Origin of the sequence: Flavobacterium sp. 123 (genome assembly GCF_003634825.1) — a bacterium.
In the GTDB taxonomy this organism is placed as follows: Bacteria; Bacteroidota; Bacteroidia; order Flavobacteriales; family Flavobacteriaceae; genus Flavobacterium.
The window spans coordinates 1,021,560-1,042,246 of record NZ_RBXD01000001.1 but is presented as its reverse complement, the minus strand read 5'-3'; the positions used below and the strand labels follow the sequence as shown (position 1 = coordinate 1,042,246).

At 32.8% G+C, this 20,687-nt stretch carries 21 protein-coding genes; 10 read left to right on the top strand and 11 right to left on the bottom strand.

The window, feature by feature from the left end:
* Positions 1 to 7: 7 nt before the first annotated feature.
* Both C8C88_RS04690 and C8C88_RS04685 read right to left on the bottom strand, forming a co-directional pair.
* On the bottom strand, positions 8 to 724 hold the full coding sequence (locus tag C8C88_RS04690) for a geranylgeranylglyceryl/heptaprenylglyceryl phosphate synthase (RefSeq protein WP_121337004.1): 717 nt from the start codon (positions 722 to 724) through the stop codon (positions 8 to 10).
* Positions 725 to 803: 79 nt separating this feature from the next.
* A complete protein-coding gene (locus C8C88_RS04685; protein WP_121337003.1) occupies positions 804 to 1,439 on the bottom strand; it encodes a 4'-phosphopantetheinyl transferase superfamily protein in 636 nt (211 codons plus the stop codon).
* Positions 1,440 to 1,704: 265 nt separating this feature from the next.
* Here C8C88_RS04685 and ahcY point away from each other — a divergent pair, with 265 nt between their 5' ends.
* Positions 1,705 to 3,021 (top strand): adenosylhomocysteinase, encoded by a 1,317-nt coding sequence (gene ahcY, locus C8C88_RS04680; RefSeq protein ID WP_121337002.1) that lies wholly within the window; start codon positions 1,705 to 1,707, stop codon positions 3,019 to 3,021.
* Positions 3,022 to 3,121: 100 nt separating this feature from the next.
* On the opposite strand, the gene C8C88_RS04675 is transcribed toward ahcY, so the two are convergent.
* The 3 genes from C8C88_RS04675 to rplU form a co-directional block, all read right to left on the bottom strand.
* The gene (locus C8C88_RS04675; RefSeq protein ID WP_121337001.1) at positions 3,122 to 3,511 is read right to left on the bottom strand and encodes a group 1 truncated hemoglobin; all 390 of its coding nucleotides are present in this window, start codon (positions 3,509 to 3,511) and stop codon (positions 3,122 to 3,124) included.
* A gap of 231 nt (positions 3,512 to 3,742) precedes the next feature.
* Complete coding sequence (rpmA, locus tag C8C88_RS04670) at positions 3,743 to 4,009, bottom strand: 50S ribosomal protein L27 (protein WP_026709571.1); 267 nt, start codon at positions 4,007 to 4,009, stop codon at positions 3,743 to 3,745.
* Positions 4,010 to 4,033: 24 nt separating this feature from the next.
* A complete protein-coding gene (gene rplU, locus C8C88_RS04665; RefSeq protein ID WP_121337000.1) occupies positions 4,034 to 4,462 on the bottom strand; it encodes a 50S ribosomal protein L21 in 429 nt (142 codons plus the stop codon).
* Positions 4,463 to 4,730: 268 nt separating this feature from the next.
* On the opposite strand from rplU, the gene C8C88_RS04660 reads away from it, so the two are divergent.
* Together C8C88_RS04660 and C8C88_RS04655 are read left to right on the top strand one after the other, a co-directional pair.
* Positions 4,731 to 6,056, top strand: coding sequence for a pitrilysin family protein (locus C8C88_RS04660; protein WP_121336999.1), 1,326 nt, complete (start codon positions 4,731 to 4,733; stop codon positions 6,054 to 6,056).
* Between the two features lie 15 nt (positions 6,057 to 6,071).
* On the top strand, positions 6,072 to 8,120 hold the full coding sequence (locus C8C88_RS04655) for a pitrilysin family protein (RefSeq protein ID WP_233549311.1): 2,049 nt from the start codon (positions 6,072 to 6,074) through the stop codon (positions 8,118 to 8,120).
* Between the two features lie 67 nt (positions 8,121 to 8,187).
* Here C8C88_RS04655 and C8C88_RS04650 read toward each other — a convergent pair whose 3' ends face one another.
* On the bottom strand, positions 8,188 to 9,054 hold the full coding sequence (locus C8C88_RS04650; protein WP_121336998.1) for a DMT family transporter: 867 nt from the start codon (positions 9,052 to 9,054) through the stop codon (positions 8,188 to 8,190).
* 105 nt (positions 9,055 to 9,159) lie between these two features.
* Here C8C88_RS04650 and C8C88_RS04645 point away from each other — a divergent pair, with 105 nt between their 5' ends.
* Positions 9,160 to 9,537, top strand: a complete 378-nt coding sequence (locus C8C88_RS04645) for a heavy-metal-associated domain-containing protein (protein WP_121336997.1) — start codon at positions 9,160 to 9,162, stop codon at positions 9,535 to 9,537.
* A 171-nt stretch (positions 9,538 to 9,708) separates the two neighbouring features.
* Here the strand turns inward: C8C88_RS04645 and gldD are convergent, their stop codons facing one another.
* Genes gldD through mutY form a run of 4 tightly spaced genes read right to left on the bottom strand, consistent with a single transcriptional unit; the run spans position 9,709 to position 13,137 of the window.
* Entirely contained in the window at positions 9,709 to 10,272 is a 564-nt protein-coding gene (gldD, locus tag C8C88_RS04640) for a gliding motility lipoprotein GldD (protein WP_121336996.1), read from the bottom strand.
* Positions 10,273 to 10,278: 6 nt separating this feature from the next.
* Positions 10,279 to 11,574, bottom strand: a complete 1,296-nt coding sequence (locus tag C8C88_RS04635; protein WP_121336995.1) for a gliding motility-associated protein GldE — start codon at positions 11,572 to 11,574, stop codon at positions 10,279 to 10,281.
* 22 nt (positions 11,575 to 11,596) lie between these two features.
* Positions 11,597 to 12,037: a single-stranded DNA-binding protein gene (locus tag C8C88_RS04630; protein ID WP_121336994.1), complete on the bottom strand. Its 441-nt coding sequence runs from the start codon at positions 12,035 to 12,037 to the stop codon at positions 11,597 to 11,599.
* A gap of 50 nt (positions 12,038 to 12,087) precedes the next feature.
* Positions 12,088 to 13,137: an A/G-specific adenine glycosylase gene (gene mutY / locus C8C88_RS04625; RefSeq protein WP_121336993.1), complete on the bottom strand. Its 1,050-nt coding sequence runs from the start codon at positions 13,135 to 13,137 to the stop codon at positions 12,088 to 12,090.
* A 132-nt stretch (positions 13,138 to 13,269) separates the two neighbouring features.
* Here mutY and C8C88_RS04620 point away from each other — a divergent pair, with 132 nt between their 5' ends.
* The 5 genes from C8C88_RS04620 (at position 13,270) to C8C88_RS04600 (ending at position 18,366) form a co-directional block, all read left to right on the top strand.
* Entirely contained in the window at positions 13,270 to 13,560 is a 291-nt protein-coding gene (locus C8C88_RS04620; protein WP_039112429.1) for an HU family DNA-binding protein, read from the top strand.
* Between the two features lie 397 nt (positions 13,561 to 13,957).
* Positions 13,958 to 15,502, top strand: a complete 1,545-nt coding sequence (locus tag C8C88_RS04615) for a ribonuclease E/G (RefSeq protein ID WP_121336992.1) — start codon at positions 13,958 to 13,960, stop codon at positions 15,500 to 15,502.
* A gap of 243 nt (positions 15,503 to 15,745) precedes the next feature.
* Positions 15,746 to 16,456, top strand: a complete 711-nt coding sequence (locus C8C88_RS04610; RefSeq protein ID WP_121336991.1) for a phosphatase PAP2 family protein — start codon at positions 15,746 to 15,748, stop codon at positions 16,454 to 16,456.
* Positions 16,457 to 16,834, top strand: a complete 378-nt coding sequence (locus C8C88_RS04605; RefSeq protein ID WP_121336990.1) for a GtrA family protein — start codon at positions 16,457 to 16,459, stop codon at positions 16,832 to 16,834.
* Positions 16,834 to 18,366, top strand: a complete 1,533-nt coding sequence (locus C8C88_RS04600; protein ID WP_121336989.1) for a glycosyltransferase family 39 protein — start codon at positions 16,834 to 16,836, stop codon at positions 18,364 to 18,366. Before C8C88_RS04605 ends, C8C88_RS04600 begins: the two co-directional genes overlap by 1 nt.
* 36 nt (positions 18,367 to 18,402) lie before the next feature.
* Here C8C88_RS04600 and C8C88_RS04595 read toward each other — a convergent pair whose 3' ends face one another.
* On the bottom strand, positions 18,403 to 18,846 hold the full coding sequence (locus C8C88_RS04595) for a nucleoside deaminase (RefSeq protein ID WP_121336988.1): 444 nt from the start codon (positions 18,844 to 18,846) through the stop codon (positions 18,403 to 18,405).
* Between the two features lie 38 nt (positions 18,847 to 18,884).
* Here C8C88_RS04595 and C8C88_RS04590 point away from each other — a divergent pair, with 38 nt between their 5' ends.
* Positions 18,885 to 20,666: a 1-deoxy-D-xylulose-5-phosphate synthase gene (locus C8C88_RS04590; RefSeq protein WP_121336987.1), complete on the top strand. Its 1,782-nt coding sequence runs from the start codon at positions 18,885 to 18,887 to the stop codon at positions 20,664 to 20,666.
* The last annotated feature ends 21 nt before the right edge of the window (positions 20,667 to 20,687 follow it).

Genomic DNA, 20,687 nt, shown 5'->3' with positions numbered 1-20,687 from the left:
TTTTTGCTTAGGGATTAAAAAAATTCAAATCGTTTTCAAATGCTGTTCCAATAATAACTAAATCAGCACCGGCCTTGTAAGCGTTTTGAATTCCTTGTAAATCTATAATTCCACCTCCAATTAGTAAAGGAATTTCTATGTTTTCTGAAACTTTTTCAATCATTTCTAAAGGAACGGCTTGTTTTGCTCCACTTCCGGCCTCTAGATAAATTAATTTATTGCCTAACATTTCACCTGCTTGTGCGGTTGACAAGACTAAATTAAGGTTATCTCGATTGATTGGTTTTGTTTTGCTAATACGTTCCACAGCTGTTTTGCTTCCGCTTTCAATGAGGATGTAACCAGTTGAAATAATTTCTAATTGTGTTTGTTTTAGAATTGGAGCTGCTTTTACCTGATGTTCAATTAAAAAGTCCGAATTTCTCCCCGAAATTAATGACAAGAATAAAATAGCATCAGCTTTATCTGAAATTTGAGAAGGATTTCCTGGAAATAAAACAATTGGTAATGGGCAGTACTTTTTTATTTCTATAATTAATTCGTCTAAAATATTGTTTTCAACTAGGCTTCCGCCAATGAAAATATGTGTGGCTGGCGATTGATTGATTTTTGAAATTAGATTTGGCATCATACTCCAAACAATTTTGTCGGGATCGAGGAGAATGGCGAGTAGTTTCTCGTTATTAGCTTTTGATTGTAGTATGTTTTTGTAGATGTTTCTCATAATTGATTTTACCGCAAATTCGCAAATTATTTAAAACTAATGTAATGCGGAAATTTGCGAATTTGCTTTTTTTGTTTTTTTAATTTTCAAAAGCGTAAACTAAGGTAAAATCTTCAATTTCTTCAAAATAAATTTTGAATTCTTTAATTATGTTGTCGAAATGTAGTTCTGCTATTGCTTTAGCATCTTGTATTTCAAAAGCATTGACTTTGATATGGTCTTTGAAGCTGATTCCTTTTTCATTTCTGATTTTGAAAATGGCTTCTTTAGCGCCCCATTTCACTGTTAGTTTTTTGATATAATCCTCGCTATTGCTGCTTTTTAAACGCTGTAATTCATTTTGGTTTATAAATTTGTCTGCAATGCGAATGATTTTTTCTCGTTGTAATTCAATGTCAATTCCTACAGTTTTGTCACTTATGATAATAGCCGAAAATTCGTGAGAATGGGTGATGGAAATGTGTTTTTCTCCGTGAAGATGAGGTTTTCCATATTCATCATAATACAAGTCTAAATCCGTATGCTCTATTTGTTGAAGTAATTTACGAACACTTAGGAAAGCGCGTTGGTGCATTTCGGATTTCATACCCTCCAACCTCTTTTTATTGGAATCATTTAAAATTACTTGTTCCAATAATTCCTGGAAGGTTTCGGTTATTTTCCAAATTAGGATTTGGGTGTTAGCGTTAAAATGTATGACTTTATAAAGCGGCATCGTTTAGCGTTTTGATTTTTTAGCCCCGACGGCAACGGCATCCTTTTGTGTCAGGTTTTGACACGAAAGATATAGTGAACGGCGGGAATAGCTCCAGAAAGAAAATTATTTATCTAATGTCCAAAAGACTAACGAATTAAACAATTCATAATTCTTTTAGAAAATAGTTTAATTCTAAAGTTATTGCGTAAATTTGCAAAAATTTTACACCCTAGCCTTGAAGGCGAACGGACGAAGTAATTACAAATATACTATAAAATAAAATATGAGTACTACAACTATGCCTTTTGTGGCTTACAAAGTTAAAGACATTTCTCTAGCGGCTTGGGGAAGAAAAGAAATTGAATTAGCAGAAGCTGAAATGCCAGGTTTAATGGCGCTTCGTGCGGAATACAAAGAGGAACAACCACTTGCTGGGGCTCGTATTGCGGGATGTTTGCATATGACCATTCAGACTGCGGTTTTGATTGAAACTTTAATCGCTCTTGGTGCTGAAGTGACTTGGAGTTCTTGTAACATTTTTTCTACTCAAGATCAAGCTGCTGCTGCAATTGCTGCTGCTGGAATTCAAGTTTATGCTTGGAAAGGGTTGAATGAAGTGGATTTTGACTGGTGTATTGAGCAAACATTATTCTTTGGTGAAGATAGAAAACCATTGAATATGATTCTTGATGACGGTGGAGATTTGACTAATATGGTTATTGACCGTTTCCCTGAATTAGTTCCTGGAATCAAAGGATTATCTGAAGAAACTACAACAGGTGTTCATAGATTATACGAAAGAGTAAAAGCGGGAACATTGCCAATGCCTGCTATCAATGTAAATGACTCAGTTACTAAATCTAAATTTGATAACAAATACGGTTGTAAAGAATCTGCAGTTGATGCAGTTCGTCGTGCTACTGATATTATGTTAGCTGGAAAAAGAGTAATTGTTTGTGGATATGGTGATGTAGGAAAAGGAACTGCAGCTTCTTTTAGAGGTGCTGGTTCTATTGTTACAGTTACTGAAATTGATCCAATATGTGCTCTACAAGCAGCAATGGACGGTTTTGAAGTAAAAAAACTAGATACAGTTATTGCTACTGCTGATATTATCATTACAACGACAGGAAATAAAGACATCGTTTTGGGTTCTCATTTTGAGAAAATGAAAGACAAAACTATTGTTTGTAACATCGGACATTTTGATAACGAAATTGATATGGCTTGGTTGAACAAAAACCACGGTGCTTCAAAAATCGAAATCAAACCTCAAGTTGATAAATATACTATCGCTGGAAATGATATCATCATTTTGGCTGAAGGACGTTTAGTAAACCTTGGTTGTGCTACAGGTCACCCAAGTTTTGTAATGAGTAATTCATTTACAAACCAAACTTTAGCTCAAATCGAATTGTGGAAAAACAGTGCGGCTTATAACAATGAAGTGTATATGTTACCAAAACATTTAGATGAAAAAGTAGCTATGTTACACTTGGCTAAATTAGGTGTTGAACTAGAAACTTTACGTGTTGACCAAGCGGATTACATTGGTGTTGAAGTTCAAGGACCATTCAAACCAGAATATTACAGATACTAATTAATTCTTAGTTTAAGTATTAAGAAAAAACCCTCGCAGCAATGTGAGGGTTTTTTGTTTTGGAATGTTCTTGCGTAAGACTTTGAGACGGCTTAGTTCATTAAACTCTAATCATATGGTCTTTTAGAGAGTAAAGTATCGCAAGTACATCATTTTTTGATTGTTCGTCAATATTATTTTTTTCAAGTCCAAAAAGTATATCGTCGATAGCATTCATATATTCGGCTTCGCTTATGTTCATTCCTTTATGAGCCGCTGTCATGTCTTTGCCTTTGTATACTTCAGGTCCGCCGCTACCAGTCACGAAAAAATCAATTACGTTTTGTCTTACTTCCGCAAAATGTGCAGGGTCTTCTTTTAAAGGGAGAAACCGTGCTTTAACAACAGGATTAGTCATGTGTGCTTCAAAAACATTATCTACAATAGATGAAATTCCATTAGTTCCGCCAAGTCTATCATAAAGCGAATTGTGTTGGTCTGTTGTACTCATAATATATTTATTAGGGGGTTAGTATTATTTAAACAGAATATAAAACAAGAATGACAATTTATTCAAGATAAATCTATAAACACTTGAATATTAACCCATTAAAAATACAAATTTATAGTATTAACAAACTTAAAAATAACATTTATTTAACTGTATGTTTTTTTTGCTTTTAGGAAAACAAAAAAGCCCGTTTCGTGAGAAACGGGCTTTTAAATAAATTGAGAAAATCAATTATGCTTCAACTTCGAATGGAAGTATAGAAACGTATGATTTGTTATCTCTTTTCTTTTGGAACTTAACAACTCCATCTACTCTTGCGTGTAGGGTGTGATCTTTACTGATGTAAACGTTTTCACCTGGATTATGTTTAGAACCTCTTTGTCTTACGATGATGTTCCCAGCAATAGCAGCTTGACCACCAAAAATCTTAACGCCTAAACGTTTTGATTCTGATTCTCTACCATTCTTAGAACTACCGACACCTTTCTTGTGAGCCATGACGTATTGGTTTTAATATTGTTATTATTCTTGTGTATCTTCTTTTTTAGCTTTTGGAGCTTTTTTTACTTTAGGAGCTACTGCTTCTTCTGTAGTTGCTTCAACTGCTGCTTTTTTTGGAGCTGCTTTTTTAGCTGTTCCTGATGCAGTAATACCTTCAATTACAATTTGAGTAAGATATTGTCTGTGACCATTTCTCTTTTTGTATCCTTTTCTTCTTTTCTTTTTGAAAATGATAACTTTGTCTCCTTTTAAGTGTTGTAACACTTTAGCTTCTACTGAAGCTCCTTCTATAGCTGGGGCGCCTAAAGTTACATTTCCATTGTCGTCTAATAAAAGAACTTTGTCAAAAGAAACTTTTGAACCTTCTTCATTAGCTAAACGGTGAACATAAACCTTTAAGTCTTTGCTTACTTTAAATTGTTGCCCTGCTATCTCTACGATTGCATACATACGAAATTGTTTTATTAATTTTAAGGTTGCAAATATACAATTAAAAATTTACTATGCAATTCTTAAACAAAAAAATATTTTCAGCTCTTATCTTCTTGTTTTTCAAGTAATCTATAATTAGTAATTCATTAAAATAATTGCAGAAAAATATTGTTAAAATTTATATAAAAACCGTTTCATTTTTATTTGCTAATTAAAAAAAGGTAATTTTGGCGTAACAATAATTTACCCGATAGTACAAATTGGAGATAAAATTTTATTAATCCTTATGAAAAAATCAATAATGATGTTAAGTGCAGCGCTTATGATTGGAGGAGTTGCTTCAGCTCAAAAAGTAGCTTTTGAAGAATATGATTTAGATAACGGTATGCATGTTATTTTGCACAATGATACTTCGGCGCCAGTTGTAGTAACTTCGGTAATGTATCATGTTGGTTCAAAAGATGAAAAACCAGATAGAACTGGCTTTGCACATTTTTTTGAACATTTATTATTTGAAGGAACCGAAAATATAAAGCGTGGCGAATGGATGAAAATAGTCACCGCAAATGGAGGAACTAATAATGCTAATACTTCGGATGATAGAACTTATTATTATGAAGTCTTTCCTTCTAATAATTTAGAATTAGCACTTTGGATGGAATCCGAAAGATTGATGCATCCTGTGATTAATAAAATAGGTGTCGATACTCAAAACGAAGTGGTAAAAGAAGAAAAAAGAACCAATTTTGATAATCGCCCATACGGAAATATTCTAACGGTGGTTAAAGAAAACATGTTTAAAAATCATCCGTACCGTTGGAATACTATAGGTTCCATGAAAGATTTAGATGCTGCAACTTTAGAAGAATTTCAGGCTTTCAACAAAAAATTCTATACGCCAAACAATGCTGTTTTAGTAGTTGCAGGTGATTTTGAAAAAGGGCAGGCTAAAGAATGGATTCGCAAGTATTTTGGGCCTATCAAAAAAGGTGAAGTGGTAACAAAGCAAGTTTTTACTGAAGAGCCAATAACAGAAACTATCAAAGCAACATACGAAGATCCTAATATTCAGATTCCAATGATTGTTGCGTCATACAGAACGCCTTCAATGAAAACTAGAGATGCCAGAGTTTTGGATATGATTTCGTCTTATTTGAGCGATGGGAAAAGTTCTAAATTATACAAGAAAATTGTTGACGATAAAAAAATGGCACTACAAATAGGAGCTGTTGGTTTTAGTCAAGAAGATTATGGAATGTATATTGTGTATGGTTTGCCAATGGGGACATACACAACCGAAGATCTATTGAAAGAAATTGATGAAGAAATTGTAAAAATTCAAACAGATTTGATTTCGGATAAAGACTTCCAAAAGTTACAAAATAAGTTTGACAATAATTTTGTGAATGCAAACGCTAGTGTTGAAGGAATAGCCGAAAATTTAGCTACCTATTATTTGTTATATAAAGATGTAAATCTGATTAATTCTGAAATTGAATTGTATCATTCTATTACACGCGAAGAAATCAGAGAGGTCGCAAAAAAATATTTGAACGCAAATCAAAGATTGATTTTGGACTACATTCCATCAAAAGAGAAAGCTCAAAACTAAGATATATCGCAAATCATGAAAAAAATAAATATAGTATTCATTCTATTGATCCTTACAGGAATTATGCAGGCACAAGATCGAACTCAACCTAAACCGGGTAAATCTCCAGTTGTAAATATTAAAAAACCACAATCGTTTGTCTTGCCAAATGGGTTAAAGGTTATGATTGTTGAAAATAATAAATTACCCAGAGTTTCTTATAATTTGACTTTGGATAATGCTCCATTTGTTGAGGGAAATAAAAAAGGAGTTGATGAATTAACCAGCAACTTGATTGGTAATGGAAGCAAAAAAATAGTTAAAGATGCTTTCCATGAAGAAGTCGATTTTCTTGGAGCGAGTATCAACTTTAGTTCTCAAGGTGCTTATGCAAGCTCTCTTTCAAAATATGCACAAAGAATTTTAGAGTTAATGGCAGAAGGTGCGCTATATCCTAATTTTACTCAAGAAGAGTTTGATAAAGAAAAAGCTAAGCTTATTGAAGGGCTTAAATCAGAAGAGAAAAGTGTTCCTGCAATTGCGAATAGAGTTGTAGATGCATTAGCTTTTGGTAAAAGTCATCCTTCAGGAGAATATATGACCGAAGAGACAATCAAGAATGTTACTTTGGCAGATGTTGAGACAAATTATCGTAATTATTTTGTTCCTGAAAATGCGTATTTGGTTATCATTGGTGATATTAAGTACAATAAAATAAAACCATTAGTGGAGAAATTATTTGGAGTTTGGCAAAAAAAGAGTACTCCAAAATTAACTTATGAAGCGCCAAAAAATGTGTCTTTCATGCAAATTAATTTTGTAGATGTTCCAAATGCAGTGCAATCTGAAATTTCATTGGTAAACACATTGAATCTCCGAATGGGAGATGCTGATTTTTTTCCAGCAGTTATAGCAAACCAAGTTCTAGGAGGAGATTTTAATAGTTATTTGAATATGAATTTGCGTGAAAAAAACGCTTGGACTTATGGAGCTAATTCTGTCATAGGAAGTGGTAAATATGTGACCAAATTCAAAGCGACATCGGCAGTTAGAAATGTTGTTACGGATAGTGCTGTGGTTGAATTTATCAAAGAAATTAAAAAAATAAGAACCGAAAAAGTCTCTGATGAAGTATTAAATAATGTAAAAGCGGGATATGTTGGTAGATTTGTAATGCAGGTTGAAAAACCTCAAGCGGTTGCCAGATATGCATTGAATATAGAGACAGAAGGACTTCCAGCAGATTTTTATGAAAAATACATCCAAACCATAAATGCCGTAACTGCTGATGATGTAATTCGTGTGGCAAATAAGTATTTTTCTATTGACAGTACCCGAATTGTAATTGCTGGTAAAGGTTCAGAAGTGATTCCTGCCTTGGAGAGACTAAAAATCCCAATGTTCTTTTTTGATAAATATGCAAATCCATTAGCAAAACCTATTTTGAAAAAAGAAGTTCCATTAGGAATGACCGCTAAAATAGTTTTAGATAATTACATCAAAGCTATTGGTGGTGAAAAAGCTGTAACTGCTGTGAAAACAATCGCAATGGTTGGTTCAACTACAATCCCTCAAGCGCCTTCTCCGCTTAGTTTTACTTCTAAAATTGATGTGAAAGGAAAGCTAATAACAGAATTAGCAATGGGGACGATGAGCTTGATGAAACAAGTTGTTGATGAAAAAGGAGCGTATGTGCTTCAACAAGGACAGCGCAGAAATATAGAAGGGGAAGATCTATCAGAAATGAAGGCAAGTGCAACACCTTTTGAAGAATTAAAACTTGCTAAGAAAACAGGATTGATTCTAGGCGGTATCGAAGCCGTGAATGGAAGTGATGCTTTTGCTGTGAAAAATGGTAAAACAACCTATTATTATGATGTGGTTTCAGGGCTTAAAGTTGCAGAAGCGAAAACTATGGAACAAGCTGGTCAAACAATGACGCAAACAACTAATTTTGGAGATTACAGAGTGGTAAAAGGAGTAAAAGTTCCTTTTAATGTAATCCAAAATGTAGGTTTTGAATTGGATATTAAAATGTCTGAAGTGAAAATCAACGAAGGTGTATCGGATGCTGATTTTAAATAATCGAATTTAGCATTCAATAACAAAGGCTGTCTTTTTGGACAGCCTTTGTTGTTTTATAATATTTGTGTTATTTCTTAGCAGATAAATAAACTCCAATCAAAATTATAAATGCGCCTATGAATTGTACCGCCGAAATCATTTCATTGTCTAAAAGTCCCCAAAAAAAAGCAACTACTGGAATTAAATACGTTACAGAAGTTGCAAATACTGGTGAAGACATTTGGATTAATTTAAAGAAAAGAATGTTGGCAATTCCAGTTCCTACAACTCCTAAAATCATGATAAATAAAACCGATTTCTGAACCGAAGCTACATGAACTACATCAAAAAAACCTGATGCAAATAATATGATTGTGGCGGGGAAAAGTAAAACCAAAAAATTCCCTGTAGTAATACTCAATGGCGCTAAATCATGAAGATGTCTCTTAATGAGGTTGACATTTGTGGCATAACAAATAGAAGCAATTAAAACTAAAATTGCATAATAATAATTTTGTTCTGGATGATGAATTGCTCCATTCAGGATTAATAAAGTGCAACCAACTAAACCTATTAGCACGCCAAAAATTTGATTTTTTTTGAACTGTAAACCAAAAGCTAAACTTCCAATTATTAATGTATTTAATGGCGTTAAGGAATTCAGAATAGAACTTACTGAGCTGTCAATTTGAGTTTGCGCAATTGCAAAAAGATAAGCTGGAATAAATGTTCCGAACAAGGATGTCATTGCAATAAATTTCCATTGGTACTTAGTGATTTTTTCAAGACTTTTAAATCCAATAATCAATAAAAATACCGCAGCAAATATGATTCGTAAAGAACCTAATTGCAAAGCGGTTAGTCCAATTAATCCTTTTTTAATTAATATAAATGAACTTCCCCAAACAAGAGAAAGAATCCCTAAGTAAACCCATTTCAATTGTTTTGAAAACATATGATTTTAATTTGGCTCAAAATTGTAATTATTTTATGAATTTTCAATCGTTTTTTAATTATTTTTGTTTTTCTTTAAAATGAAAACAATTAAAATAAAAATATAATGAATTTTACTAAATCAATTGCAGCTGTTGTTTTTTCAGGTCTTATGTTTGTGGGTTGTAAAGAAAAGACAGCAGAAACTTCAGAAAGTGTTTCAGCAGAAGCGGAAGCTCCAAAAGTAAAAAAAGAAATTGCTGCAGCTAATATTCAAACGGCTAGTTTTAAAGTTGAAGGAATGACTTGTGCTATAGGCTGTGCCAAAACAATAGAGCAAGAATTGTCAGTTCTTGAAGGTGTTCAAAAAGCTACGGTTGATTTTGACAAAAAATTGGCTACGGTTACTTTTGATAAAACGGTTCAAAGCCCAGAAAGTTTAACTAAAATTGTTCAAGCTACTGGAGATGGTAAAACATATAAAGTTTCAAATATCAAGTCGTAAAAAGACTTTTGTAATTTCAAAAAAAAGCATTCTCGTTAAGAGAATGCTTTTTTTTGATCCATATAGCAAATTGAAGGTCGTTCAATAAGCTCTCAGGATTCAATATTTACTGGGTTTATTTGCACTTAAATGTCTTATATGGTTTGATTTTTTATTCTGCTTTTTATAAAATTATTTCCACTTTAAAGTTTCCATCAAACGCTGCATGTCATTTTTTACATAACTCGCTGCTGGCATAATAGAATCAAAATTGGGTTTTGCATAGAAATATACGGAACCAATAACAAAATGTTTGATACTGTCAGTTACGTAAAACTGTGAATTTGTCGCTGCATTCCCGTCTACTTGATAAAACATACCATACACTTTTTTGTCAGGATTTAAGTAAGGTTGTTCTAAGATGTCATCTGCTTTAATGACGTGCTCGTAGGTTAGTTTTTGGGCGTCTCGCAATAAATTATTTATGTTGTTATTAACGGGTTTGTAGGTCAAATATATAGTTGCTTTCATCTTTGGATATGAAATGGCAAATCCACAATCTTTCTCTCCTTTGATTATTGCATCTGAATTGATTTCGAAACTAAAGGGGCAATTATTTTCAAAATGCACATATTTAGCCTCTGGATAATCCAGTCTCAAATGACTTGATGGCTTAGGTAAAACATCGTCTTTACAACTAAAAACAGAAATTAACACTATGAACAAGAGGGTAATAGCGAGTGTTTTTTTTAACATTTTAATCTATTCAAGGGTTACTTTAATTTGTCGGATACGTTTTTTATCTACTGTTTCTATTGTGAACAAGCAGTTTTCAAAAGTGATTTTTTGATCTTTTTTAGGAAAGTTGCCCAAAATTTCAAGAATGAATCCCGCTAAGGTTTCAGCCTCTCCTTTTTTGATTTCGAACAACTCTTCGTCAACATCAACGATTCTGTAGAAATCCTTGAGATTTATTTTTCCTTCAAAAAGATAATTCTTGTCGTCAATTTTAGAAAAATTTATATTCTCATCATCAAATTCATCGCTAATATCTCCTACAATTTCTTCAATTACATCTTCAAGCGATACTAATCCCGAAGTTCCACCATATTCATCTACCACAATTGCTAAATGGCTTTTCATATTCTGAAAATCTTTTAACAAATTATCTAATTTTTTATTTTCAGGAACAAAAAACGGTTCTCGAATTAATGGTTTCCAGTCAAAATCATTAGTGTTAATATGAGGCAGTAAATCTTTTACAAACAAAACGCCTTCTATCTGATCAATATTGTCTCGGTAAACAGGAATTCTTGAAAATCCTTTTTCGATTATTTTTGGACAGATATCGCTAAAAGATTCTTCAATTTCAAGTGCAAAAATATCAATTCTAGGACTCATCACTTGTTTCGTGTCGGTGTTTCCGAAAGTGACAATTCCTTCTAATATTTTTTGTTCGTCAGAGCTGGTTTCTTCGGAATCAGTAAGTTCTAAAGCTTGAGATAATTGATCTACGGAAAAATTGGTTTTCTGCTTCCCTAATTTATTATGTAAAAATATTGTGGCTGATCGCATGGGTAAACTCACCGGCGAAAGTATTTTGTCAAGTAAGGCAATAGGATAGGCAATTTGTTTGGCAAATTTTATATTGTTTCGGCTGGCATATACTTTTGGTAATACTTCTCCAAACAACAAAATCAAGAAAGTAACTACGATAACTTCTAAAATAAATTTTAAAACGGGTGAAGTAATTTCTGAGAAAATTCCTTTTCCAACAAATGAAAACAAGATGACAACGCCAATGTTTATAAAATTATTTGCTACAAGAAGTGTGGCAAGAAGTTTTTTAGGTTTCTCCAAAAGATCTGCAATGATTTTTCCTTTTGAAGCATTTTCCTGAACAGTTTCGTCAATGTCTTTTTGAGATAAAGAAAAAAAGGCAATTTCTGCACCAGAAACTAATGCGGAACAAAAGAGTAGCGCAAATATTCCTGTAAATCCTAATACTAATGTAGTATCTAAAGTGTAAGCTAAATTTATACTGGGCTCTGGGTCCAAATTAAATGAGATTAGTTAAACATTAAAACGGCAAGTCGTTGATAGGTAAGCCGTTATTTTGTGCTTCAAAGTTAGTATTTTTTGTGGATTCTGATGAAGGAAACGTTTTGTTGTTTTCGGAATCTTTCTTTGTTGACAAAAAAGTAAATTCAGTAACTTGAATTTCGCTGGTGTGTTTTGTGGTTCCATCTTCACCTTGCCACTGGCGAGATTTTATGCGGCCTTCAATGTATATTTTATCTCCTTTTGTCAGATGCTTTTCGCATATTTCAGCAGCTTTATTCCGCACTACAAGATTATGCCACTCCGTTGAAGTTATTTTTTCGTTAGTGGTTTTGTTTACATAAACTTCGTGTGTGGCTAACTGAAATCTTCCAATACAATTTCCGCCATCAAAATAATGCATTTTGACATCGTCACCAAGATAACCGATAAGCATAACTTTATTTAACGTTCCATTCATTGTAAATAGTGGTATTTAAGTCAAAGATACATTTTTTTAGAAACACTAATTTAATTCATTTCAATAAAATTATGAATCACAATCGGGAAAGGGAAGGTTTTTAAAGTGCTGGCATCTATTCCATTTTTAACAACTCCTTCTAGATTTACTTTCCAAAATTTAATATGTAAATGCTGGTGCGATAGTTTGTGGATGATGCTTTTTTGATTGTGTTCACCTATATTTAGAATGGCATTTTCTGCAAAAAAATCATTTTGAATCCGTTTTGAAATGGAATCAAAGTCTTCTTCTGACTCTGTTTCAATTAATGGAAACTCATATAGATTATGCCAGATTCCTTTGGCGCTTCTTTTTTGGATTATAGTATTTTCTAATTCATCAGCAACAACTAGGTAATTAAAAAACCGATTTCTGACTTTTACCTTTTTGGACTTTACAGGCAATTGGTCCACTTTCTTTTTTTGTAAAGCGGCACAACTTTCGTTAAAAATACAAATGTTACAATTCGGACTTTTAGGAACGCATTGTAAAGCGCCAAATTCCATAATGGCTTGATTGAAAATAGCCGGATTAGCTTCGTCTTGGTTTTCTTTTGGCATCAATTCGAAAGCCAAAGCAGCGAATTCCTTTTTGGCGGAAGCCTGAGCAATATCAGTTTCAATATCAAAGTAACGGGATAAAACCCGAAATACATTTCCGTCAACAACTGGCACGGCTTCATTATAAGAAAAAGATGCAATTGCGGCAGCGGTATATTCGCCAACACCTTTTAATTTCAATAAGTCCTTATAAGTACGAGGAAAAACACCTGATAATTCGTGAGCTACATATTGTGCTGTTTTATGCAGGTTTCTGGCGCGTGAATAATAGCCTAGGCCTTGCCAAAGTTTCAATACTTGTTCTTCATTAGCATTAGCTAAATCAAAAACCGTTGGAAAAGCAGTTGTAAAAGATAGAAAATAAGGCATTCCTTGCGCAACTCGCGTTTGTTGAAGCATGATTTCTGAGAGCCAAATTGGGTAAGGATTAGTGGTATTTCGCCAAGGTAAATCGCGTTTATTTTGTAAATACCAATTTATCAACAGTTTAGAAAAAATCATGATTAAATATTTGCTTGCAAAAGTAAAAGTTTATGTAATTAAAATTTAATGAATTAGCTTGAATTATTGTTTTTTAAATTCATATATTTGCAAACTCAAAAAAATAGTACAACATTATAAATAGGAAAGAAAATGACGAAAGCAGATATCGTAGCGAAAATTTCAGAAAAATTAGGTCTTGAAAAAGGAGATGTTCAAGCAACTGTGGAGACCTTTATGAATGAAGTAAAAACTTCATTAGAAACTGGAGACAATGTATATTTAAGAGGTTTTGGAAGTTTTATCGTTAAGACTAGAGCTGAAAAAACAGGTAGAAATATTTCTAAAAATACAACTATCAAAATTCCTGCACACAACATTCCTGCTTTCAAACCTGCAAAAGTTTTTGTAGAAGGAGTAAAAATTAACAACGAAGCAAAATAAAAATATTAATTAATCATAAAATCTACAAGATATGCCAAGTGGTAAAAAAAGAAAAAGACATAAGGTAGCGACGCACAAACGTAAGAAAAGAGCGAGAGCTAACCGTCACAAAAAGAAAAAGTAGTTTATAACTACTTTTTTCTTTTTAAACGTTCATTGAAATTGAAGTTTTTTGATTCAGGATTTAAAAATCACAATATAAGATTTGAGTATCTGAAAAATGCCGCTTAATTCTAAAATCAATTAATTTCCCCGGGTTCAATACCTGTATAATTATTGTTTAATCCATCCTTACAATTAGCTGTTAGCCTTAGCCGTTAGCTATTAGCAATGTTATATTTGCCAAAAGCCAAAAGCCAAAAGCCAAAAGCCAAAAAGTTCGGATAAAAATTTACAAATGAATAAAGAATTAATCATTAGATCTAGTTCTGATTTCGTAGATTTTGCCTTATTAAAAGATGGAAAACTAATTGAATTACACAAAGAAGAAGAAAAAAGCAACTTTCAAGTAGGTGATATTTTTATTGCCAAAATAAGAAAACCCGTTGCTGGACTTAATGCTGCTTTTGTAAATGTGGGCTTCGAAAAAGATGCTTTTTTACATTATCACGATTTAGGACCTAATTTATCTTCTCAACTGAAATTCATAAAACTTGTAAGCGCAGGTAAATTAAAAGATTTCTCCCTAAAAACCTTTCAGTTTGAAAAAGAAATAGACAAAGATGGTACCATTACTGATGTATTAAGTGCCAATCAATCTGTTTTAGTACAAGTCGTTAAAGAACCTATATCTACAAAAGGACCAAGAATTAGCGCTGAGCTATCACTTGCCGGAAGATTTATAGTTTTGGTTCCGTTTTCTGACCGCGTTTCTATTTCTCAAAAAATAGAAGACAAAAAAGAAAAAGAACGCTTGAAACGATTAGTACAATCCATCAAACCAAAAGGATTTGGTGTTATTGTTCGCACAGTAGCCGAAGGCAAAAATACAGCCGAATTAGAAAAAGATTTGCAGAACCTGCTTAGCAGATGGACTGCAATGTGTAAAAAATTACCAACTGCTCATCATCCATCCAAGGTATTAGGAGAGCTCAACAGAGCTTCTTCAATATTAAGAGATGTATTTAATGATACCTTTAGTGGGATTCAAATTGATGACGAAGAGTTGTACAACCAAACTAAGGATTATTTGCAAGAAATTGCACCTTCAAAACAATCTATTGTTAAGTTTTATCAATCAAACGATACGCCTATTTTTGAGAAATATAACATTGAGAGACAAATCAAGACCTCATTTGGGAAAACAGTTTCCATGAGTAAAGGAGCCTATCTTATTATAGAACATACTGAAGCTTTACACGTCATTGACGTAAACAGCGGAAACCGTTCCAATAAGGCTACTAATCAGGAAGACACCGCCATGGAAGTTAATATGATTGCAGCTGCCGAAATAGCAAGACAATTGCGTCTTCGCGATATGGGTGGAATCATCGTAGTTGATTTTATTGATATGTCTAATCCCGAAAATCGTAAAGTTTTGTTCGACTTCCTTCGAGAAGAAATGAGCGATGACAAAGCGAAACACAAAATCTTACCGCCGAGTAAATTTGGATTAGTTCAAATTACAAGACAAAGAGTAAGACCGGAAGTGAATATCAAAACTAGAGAAGAAGATCCAAACAATGAAAATGGCGAAATTGAAGCGCCAATTTTAATCATTGATAAAATTGCTTCAGATCTAGAAAGAATTCTAAAAGCCCATAAAGAAGTTGTGCTAAATGTACATCCATTTGTGGCAGCATACCTTACCAAAGGTTTTCCATCAATACGTTCAAAGTGGTTCTTTGAACATAAAAAATGGGTGAAAATCATACCTCGTGACGCTTACACGTATTTAGAATATCATTTCTTTGACAAAAAAGGAAATGTTATTACAGAATAAATTAAAAACCGCCTTTCGTGAGATTGGCGGTTTTTTTATGCGGTATTGCGAGATTTTTAGAAGCAATCAGGAGCTATTTCCATATATCTATTCCAAGTAAATGTTTTGTAATATTTGATTTGTTTTAAGGTATTGTTTAGGACTTAATATTTGATTTACGATTTGATTTTGGTTTGTTAATCTTTAATTATTATTAGAAATACAATTAGCGGTTACTTTTGCGAAAAGTTAATTTTTGCAAAAATGAATTCAATTTTGAATATTGCACACAAAAACAGCCTGTTTTATAAAACTAGCCTGTTGCTGATAGGTGTTATTTTATTTTTTTTATGTTTTTTTTCAAAATCTGAAGGGTTTATTTTTTTGAATCGTTTTCATACTAAAACCTTAAATATTTTTTTTCAAAATATTACTTTTTTTGGAGACGGAATATTCATCATCTTCGTTAGTTTAATGATTCTTATTTTTTTAAAAAAACATAGAAAACTAGCCTTTCTTTTGCTGTTAGCATATTTAGTTTCTGGAGTTTTTGCACAAATATTCAAATTATTTATAAGTGCTCCTCGACCAAGCGTGTATTTTGAAATGCATCATTATAAATACTATTTAGATACTTTTGCAAATAGTAGAGTTGGCTTTAGAAGTTTTCCATCAGGGCATTCTGCATCAGCTTTTGCAATGGCTACTATTTTCTCAATTTATTCCAACAGAAAATATGTTTGTATTTTTTCATTGGTTTTTGGAATCTTAGTGGGATATTCTAGAATTTATTTAGCACATCATTTTTTAATTGATGTTTTAGGAGGTGTGTTTATAGGCATTTTATCCGGATCTTTATCGGTAATTTGGTATGACGCTGTTCGATTAAAAATTATTAAAATAGTTAAAAAGAATTCTTTTGCGCCTAACCCTTGGGCAAATGCTTTTAATAATTCTTCCTTAAGTAATAGATAGATGGATTTAATTCGGTTTATAAAATTTGGGATGGTTGGTTTTTCGGGTCTTGTAATTGATTTTTTTATTACGTGGCTTTTTAAAGAAAAAATTGGCTTAAATAAATATTTTTCAAATGGATTGGGATTTTTATTTGGTGTTGTAAATAATTATTTTCTCAATAAATACTTTACTTTTCATAATAATGATACCCATCTTGCCTCACAGTTTTTCAATTTTTTAATTATTTCTGTTATAGGTTTTGCCTTGAATACTACTTTGCTGTACTTGCTTCAAAAAAACACTAAAATTAATTTTTATGTTTGTAAAGCAATTGTAACCATTATGGTTTTCTTTTGGAATTTTAGCGCTAATGCCTTGTACACTTTTAAAAAATAATGTTAGGAAAACACAAAATACTGGTTTTAATAAGTATTGCAACTTTAGTGCGATGTTTAATTGCTGCAACAATAGGGTTAGGCAATGATGAGGTTTATTATGTTACTTATGCGCAACATTTGCAATGGAATTATTTTGATCATCCCCCGATGGTTGCCTTGCTTATTCGTTTAACTACATTTAATTTACTTTTCACTACTGAATTTTTCATCCGGCTTGGACCTATTCTTTTAGCGGCTATCAATACGTATTTAATTTATCATATCTGTAAAAAAATAAAGAATGAAAGTGCAGGCTTACTAGCGGCTCTATTGTTTTCATCTTCGTTTTATTCGAGTATAATTGCAGGTGTGTTTATCTTACCAGATGCCCCACAATTATTTTTTTGGATGCTTAGTGTTTCTTTGTTAATCGAAATTGTCTCAGCGATCGAGTCAGATAAAAATCTCAATTATAACATTCTGTTGTTTGGTGTTGTTGCGGGTTTGTGTATTATGAGTAAAGTACACGGTGTTTTTTTATGGTTTGGTTTTGGTTTGTATATTTTGCTTTATAAAAGAAGTTTGCTTTCAAATGGATATCTTTATTTATCTGTATTGATTTCATTAGTAATTATTTCTCCTATATTGATTTGGAATATTGAGAATCATTTTATTACATATACTTTTCATAGTAATAGAGTTGCTATAAACAGAGGTGTCAATCCTAATAGTTTTTTAAGAGAATTTTTAGGCGGGATTTTTTATAATAATCCAATCAATTATTTTTTGATAGTTATGGCTTTGCTTGCTGTTTGGAAAAACAGAATTACTATTTCCGTACCTGTAAAGAGGATTTTACTTCTGTTAAGTCTTCCGCTAATTATTTTGTTGCTTTTTATTTCGTTATTTAGAGACACTTTACCTCATTGGTCAGGACCAGCATTTACAGCATTAATTATGCTTACGGCCTGCTATATAGCAGAGTCTATACAAGGTTTAAATGCAAATTTTAGATTACCTAAATCTGTAGCTATTTCTTGTGTTTTTATAATTATAATTTCATTTTCGGGAATTGCTGTAATCAATTATTATCCTGGAACAATAGGAAATAAAAAAGAAGAATTATTAGGCAAAGGAGATGTTACATTAGATATGTATGATTGGGATTTTTTTAAAAATGAGTTTAAAAAAGTACATGATAAAGACATGCAATCTGGAAGGACCAAGACTAGTTTTATTATTAATAACAAATGGTTTCCAGGGGCTCACATTGATAATTATATTGTACAACCCTTGCAGTTGGATTTTATCGCAATTGGTAAACTTGAAGACATTCATACCTACGATTGGCTAAATAAGTTCAGAAAAAAAATGGTGAAAGGAGATGATGCTTATTTTATTACTGTTTCTACTAATTTTAAAGATCCGAATGAGGAATACAAAAAGATTTTTCAAAAAATTAATCCGCCTGTACTTATAAAACAGTTTCGAAATAAAAAACCAGCAAGAAATATGTTTGTTTATTTGCTTGAAGGTTATAAGGGGAGATAGGAATAATGTATGTCTGTCTAGTCAGATATTGATAACTCACTTCCTTCTTTCGGCAAAAAAACGTTTCATCAATTCACTTGCATCTTCTGCTAAAACTCCTGAAACCACAGTAGTTTTAGGATGCAATTGCGTTCCCATTTTTACAAAACCACGATTTTCATCACTTGCGCCATATACAATTTTTGAAATTTGACTCCAGTATAAAGCACCAGCACACATCTGGCAAGGTTCTAAAGTAACATAAAGGGTACAGTCTTTTAGGTATTTTCCGCCAAGGAAATTAGCAGCAGCAGTTATGGTTTGCATTTCGGCATGAGCGGTAACATCAACCAACATTTCGGTAAGATTATGGCCTCTTGCAATTACTTTATTAGCAATAACGATAATGGCTCCAACAGGGATTTCGCCTTTTTCAAAAGCCATTTCAGCTTCTTGCAAAGCTTTTTTCATAAAGTATTCGTCGGTGAAAGGGTTTTCCATAAGTACAAAAATAAGAATTCAATTCGTACATTTGCTTCATGTCAATTAATTTACTTTCAAACATAAACAATCCCACCGATTTACGTTTGCTTGATGAAGGTCAACTTCCTCAAGTAGCGCAGGAATTGCGTGATTTTATTATTGATGTTGTTTCTGTAAAAGAAGGGCATTTAGGAGCCAGTTTAGGTGTTGTAGAATTGACAATCGCCTTGCATTATGTGTTTGATACCCCCAATGATTTGTTGATTTGGGATGTAGGTCATCAAGCGTATGGTCATAAAATTTTGACCGAAAGAAGAGCCAATTTTCATACGAATAGGCAGTTAGACGGTATTTCTGGTTTCCCAAAAAGAAGCGAAAGTGTTTATGATGCTTTTGGCGTAGGCCATTCCTCCACATCTATTTCGGCGGCTTTAGGAATGGCAATTGCTTCAAACCTCAAAGGCGATTATAGTAAACAACACATTGCTGTAATAGGTGATGCTTCTATTGCATCAGGAATGGCGTTTGAAGGGTTGAATCATGCGGGAGTTACAGATGCTAATTTGTTGGTTATTCTTAATGACAACGCTATTGGAATTGATCCAAGTGTAGGCGCTTTGAAAAAATATCTCACTGCCGTAAAAGAAGGAAAAAACCCGAGACAAAATAACATGATTAAGTCCTTGAATTTTAATTATTCGGGGCCAATAGATGGTCATGACATCACTGCTGTAGTCAAAGAATTAAAGCGTTTGCAAAAAATAAAAGGCCCAAAATTCCTTCACGTTATTACTACAAAAGGCAAAGGATTACAACAAGCCGAACAAAATCAGGTGCAATACCACGCGCCTGGAAAATTTGATGCTATGACAGGTGAATTGCTTCCGAAATCAGAAGAGAATTTACCGCCTAAATATCAAGATGTCTTTGGTTTAACCGTTTTGGATTTAGCCAAAAAAAATAAGAATATTGTTGGTATAACTCCTGCAATGCCATCTGGAAGTTCATTGAAATTTATGATGGATGAATTGCCGGATCGTGCCATTGATGTAGGAATTGCAGAACAACACGCAGTGACATTAGCAGCAGGAATGGTTACGCAAGGAATGATTGTTTTTTGTAATATCTATTCTACATTTTTACAAAGGGCTTATGATCAGGTGATTCATGATGTGGCTTTGCAAAATTTACCCGTTATATTTTGTTTGGACAGAGCTGGATTAGTAGGTGAAGATGGAGCTACTCATCATGGGGTTTTTGACTTAGCGTATTTGCGTTGTATTCCTAATATGATTGTGTATTCGCCACGAAATGAAATAGAGTTGCAAAACATATTATATACGGCTCAATTAGTACTTAATAATCCAATTGCTATTCGTTATCCACGTGGGCGAGGACAAATTGTAGATTGGAAATCCAGACGATTCGGGACTTATAATAAAATAGAAATTGGAAAGTCTGAATGCCTCAAAAAAGGAACAAAAGTTGCTGTTTTGTCAAACGGAACAATCGGGAATAATGTTACTTCAGCTTTAGAGAAAATGAATAATCCAGAGGGAATTGCACATTATGATTTTCCTTTTGTAAAACCTCTAGATGAAGTAGCGCTGCATACAATTTTCAAAGAATTTACTACGATAATAACTATTGAAGACGGAGTGGTTAAAGGCGGTTTTGGTAGTGCAATTTTAGAGTTTGCATCGCACAATAATTACTATGCTAAAATTCACATTCTTGGTATCCCAGATGAATTTATTGAACAAGGAACTGTAGCGCAATTACAACAATATTGCAAAATTGACGTTAAAAGTCTAGAAATAATTTTTTCAGCATATTGAAAATAATAATTTTGCACATCC

What these genes read in the sequence shown, in the direction of transcription:
- C8C88_RS04675 (WP_121337001.1), bottom strand. Translation starts at nt 3,511, where the DNA reads ATGAGTACAACAGACCAACACAATTCGCTTTATGATAGACTTGGCGGA.
- C8C88_RS04610 (WP_121336991.1), top strand. Translation starts at nt 15,746, where the DNA reads ATGAATTCAATTTTGAATATTGCACACAAAAACAGCCTGTTTTATAAA.
- C8C88_RS04600 (WP_121336989.1), top strand. Translation starts at nt 16,834, where the DNA reads ATGTTAGGAAAACACAAAATACTGGTTTTAATAAGTATTGCAACTTTA.
- gldD (WP_121336996.1), bottom strand. Translation starts at nt 10,272, where the DNA reads ATGTTAAAAAAAACACTCGCTATTACCCTCTTGTTCATAGTGTTAATT.
- C8C88_RS04630 (WP_121336994.1), bottom strand. Translation starts at nt 12,037, where the DNA reads ATGAATGGAACGTTAAATAAAGTTATGCTTATCGGTTATCTTGGTGAC.
- C8C88_RS04650 (WP_121336998.1), bottom strand. Translation starts at nt 9,054, where the DNA reads ATGTTTTCAAAACAATTGAAATGGGTTTACTTAGGGATTCTTTCTCTT.
- C8C88_RS04690 (WP_121337004.1), bottom strand. Translation starts at nt 724, where the DNA reads ATGAGAAACATCTACAAAAACATACTACAATCAAAAGCTAATAACGAG.
- C8C88_RS04685 (WP_121337003.1), bottom strand. Translation starts at nt 1,439, where the DNA reads ATGCCGCTTTATAAAGTCATACATTTTAACGCTAACACCCAAATCCTA.
- rpmA (WP_026709571.1), bottom strand. Translation starts at nt 4,009, where the DNA reads ATGGCTCACAAGAAAGGTGTCGGTAGTTCTAAGAATGGTAGAGAATCA.
- C8C88_RS04615 (WP_121336992.1), top strand. Translation starts at nt 13,958, where the DNA reads ATGAATAAAGAATTAATCATTAGATCTAGTTCTGATTTCGTAGATTTT.
- C8C88_RS04590 (WP_121336987.1), top strand. Translation starts at nt 18,885, where the DNA reads ATGTCAATTAATTTACTTTCAAACATAAACAATCCCACCGATTTACGT.
- rplU (WP_121337000.1), bottom strand. Translation starts at nt 4,462, where the DNA reads ATGTATGCAATCGTAGAGATAGCAGGGCAACAATTTAAAGTAAGCAAA.
- C8C88_RS04645 (WP_121336997.1), top strand. Translation starts at nt 9,160, where the DNA reads ATGAATTTTACTAAATCAATTGCAGCTGTTGTTTTTTCAGGTCTTATG.
- C8C88_RS04660 (WP_121336999.1), top strand. Translation starts at nt 4,731, where the DNA reads ATGAAAAAATCAATAATGATGTTAAGTGCAGCGCTTATGATTGGAGGA.
- ahcY (WP_121337002.1), top strand. Translation starts at nt 1,705, where the DNA reads ATGAGTACTACAACTATGCCTTTTGTGGCTTACAAAGTTAAAGACATT.
- C8C88_RS04655 (WP_233549311.1), top strand. Translation starts at nt 6,072, where the DNA reads ATGAAAAAAATAAATATAGTATTCATTCTATTGATCCTTACAGGAATT.
- C8C88_RS04595 (WP_121336988.1), bottom strand. Translation starts at nt 18,846, where the DNA reads ATGGAAAACCCTTTCACCGACGAATACTTTATGAAAAAAGCTTTGCAA.
- C8C88_RS04605 (WP_121336990.1), top strand. Translation starts at nt 16,457, where the DNA reads ATGGATTTAATTCGGTTTATAAAATTTGGGATGGTTGGTTTTTCGGGT.
- C8C88_RS04620 (WP_039112429.1), top strand. Translation starts at nt 13,270, where the DNA reads ATGACGAAAGCAGATATCGTAGCGAAAATTTCAGAAAAATTAGGTCTT.
- mutY (WP_121336993.1), bottom strand. Translation starts at nt 13,137, where the DNA reads ATGATTTTTTCTAAACTGTTGATAAATTGGTATTTACAAAATAAACGC.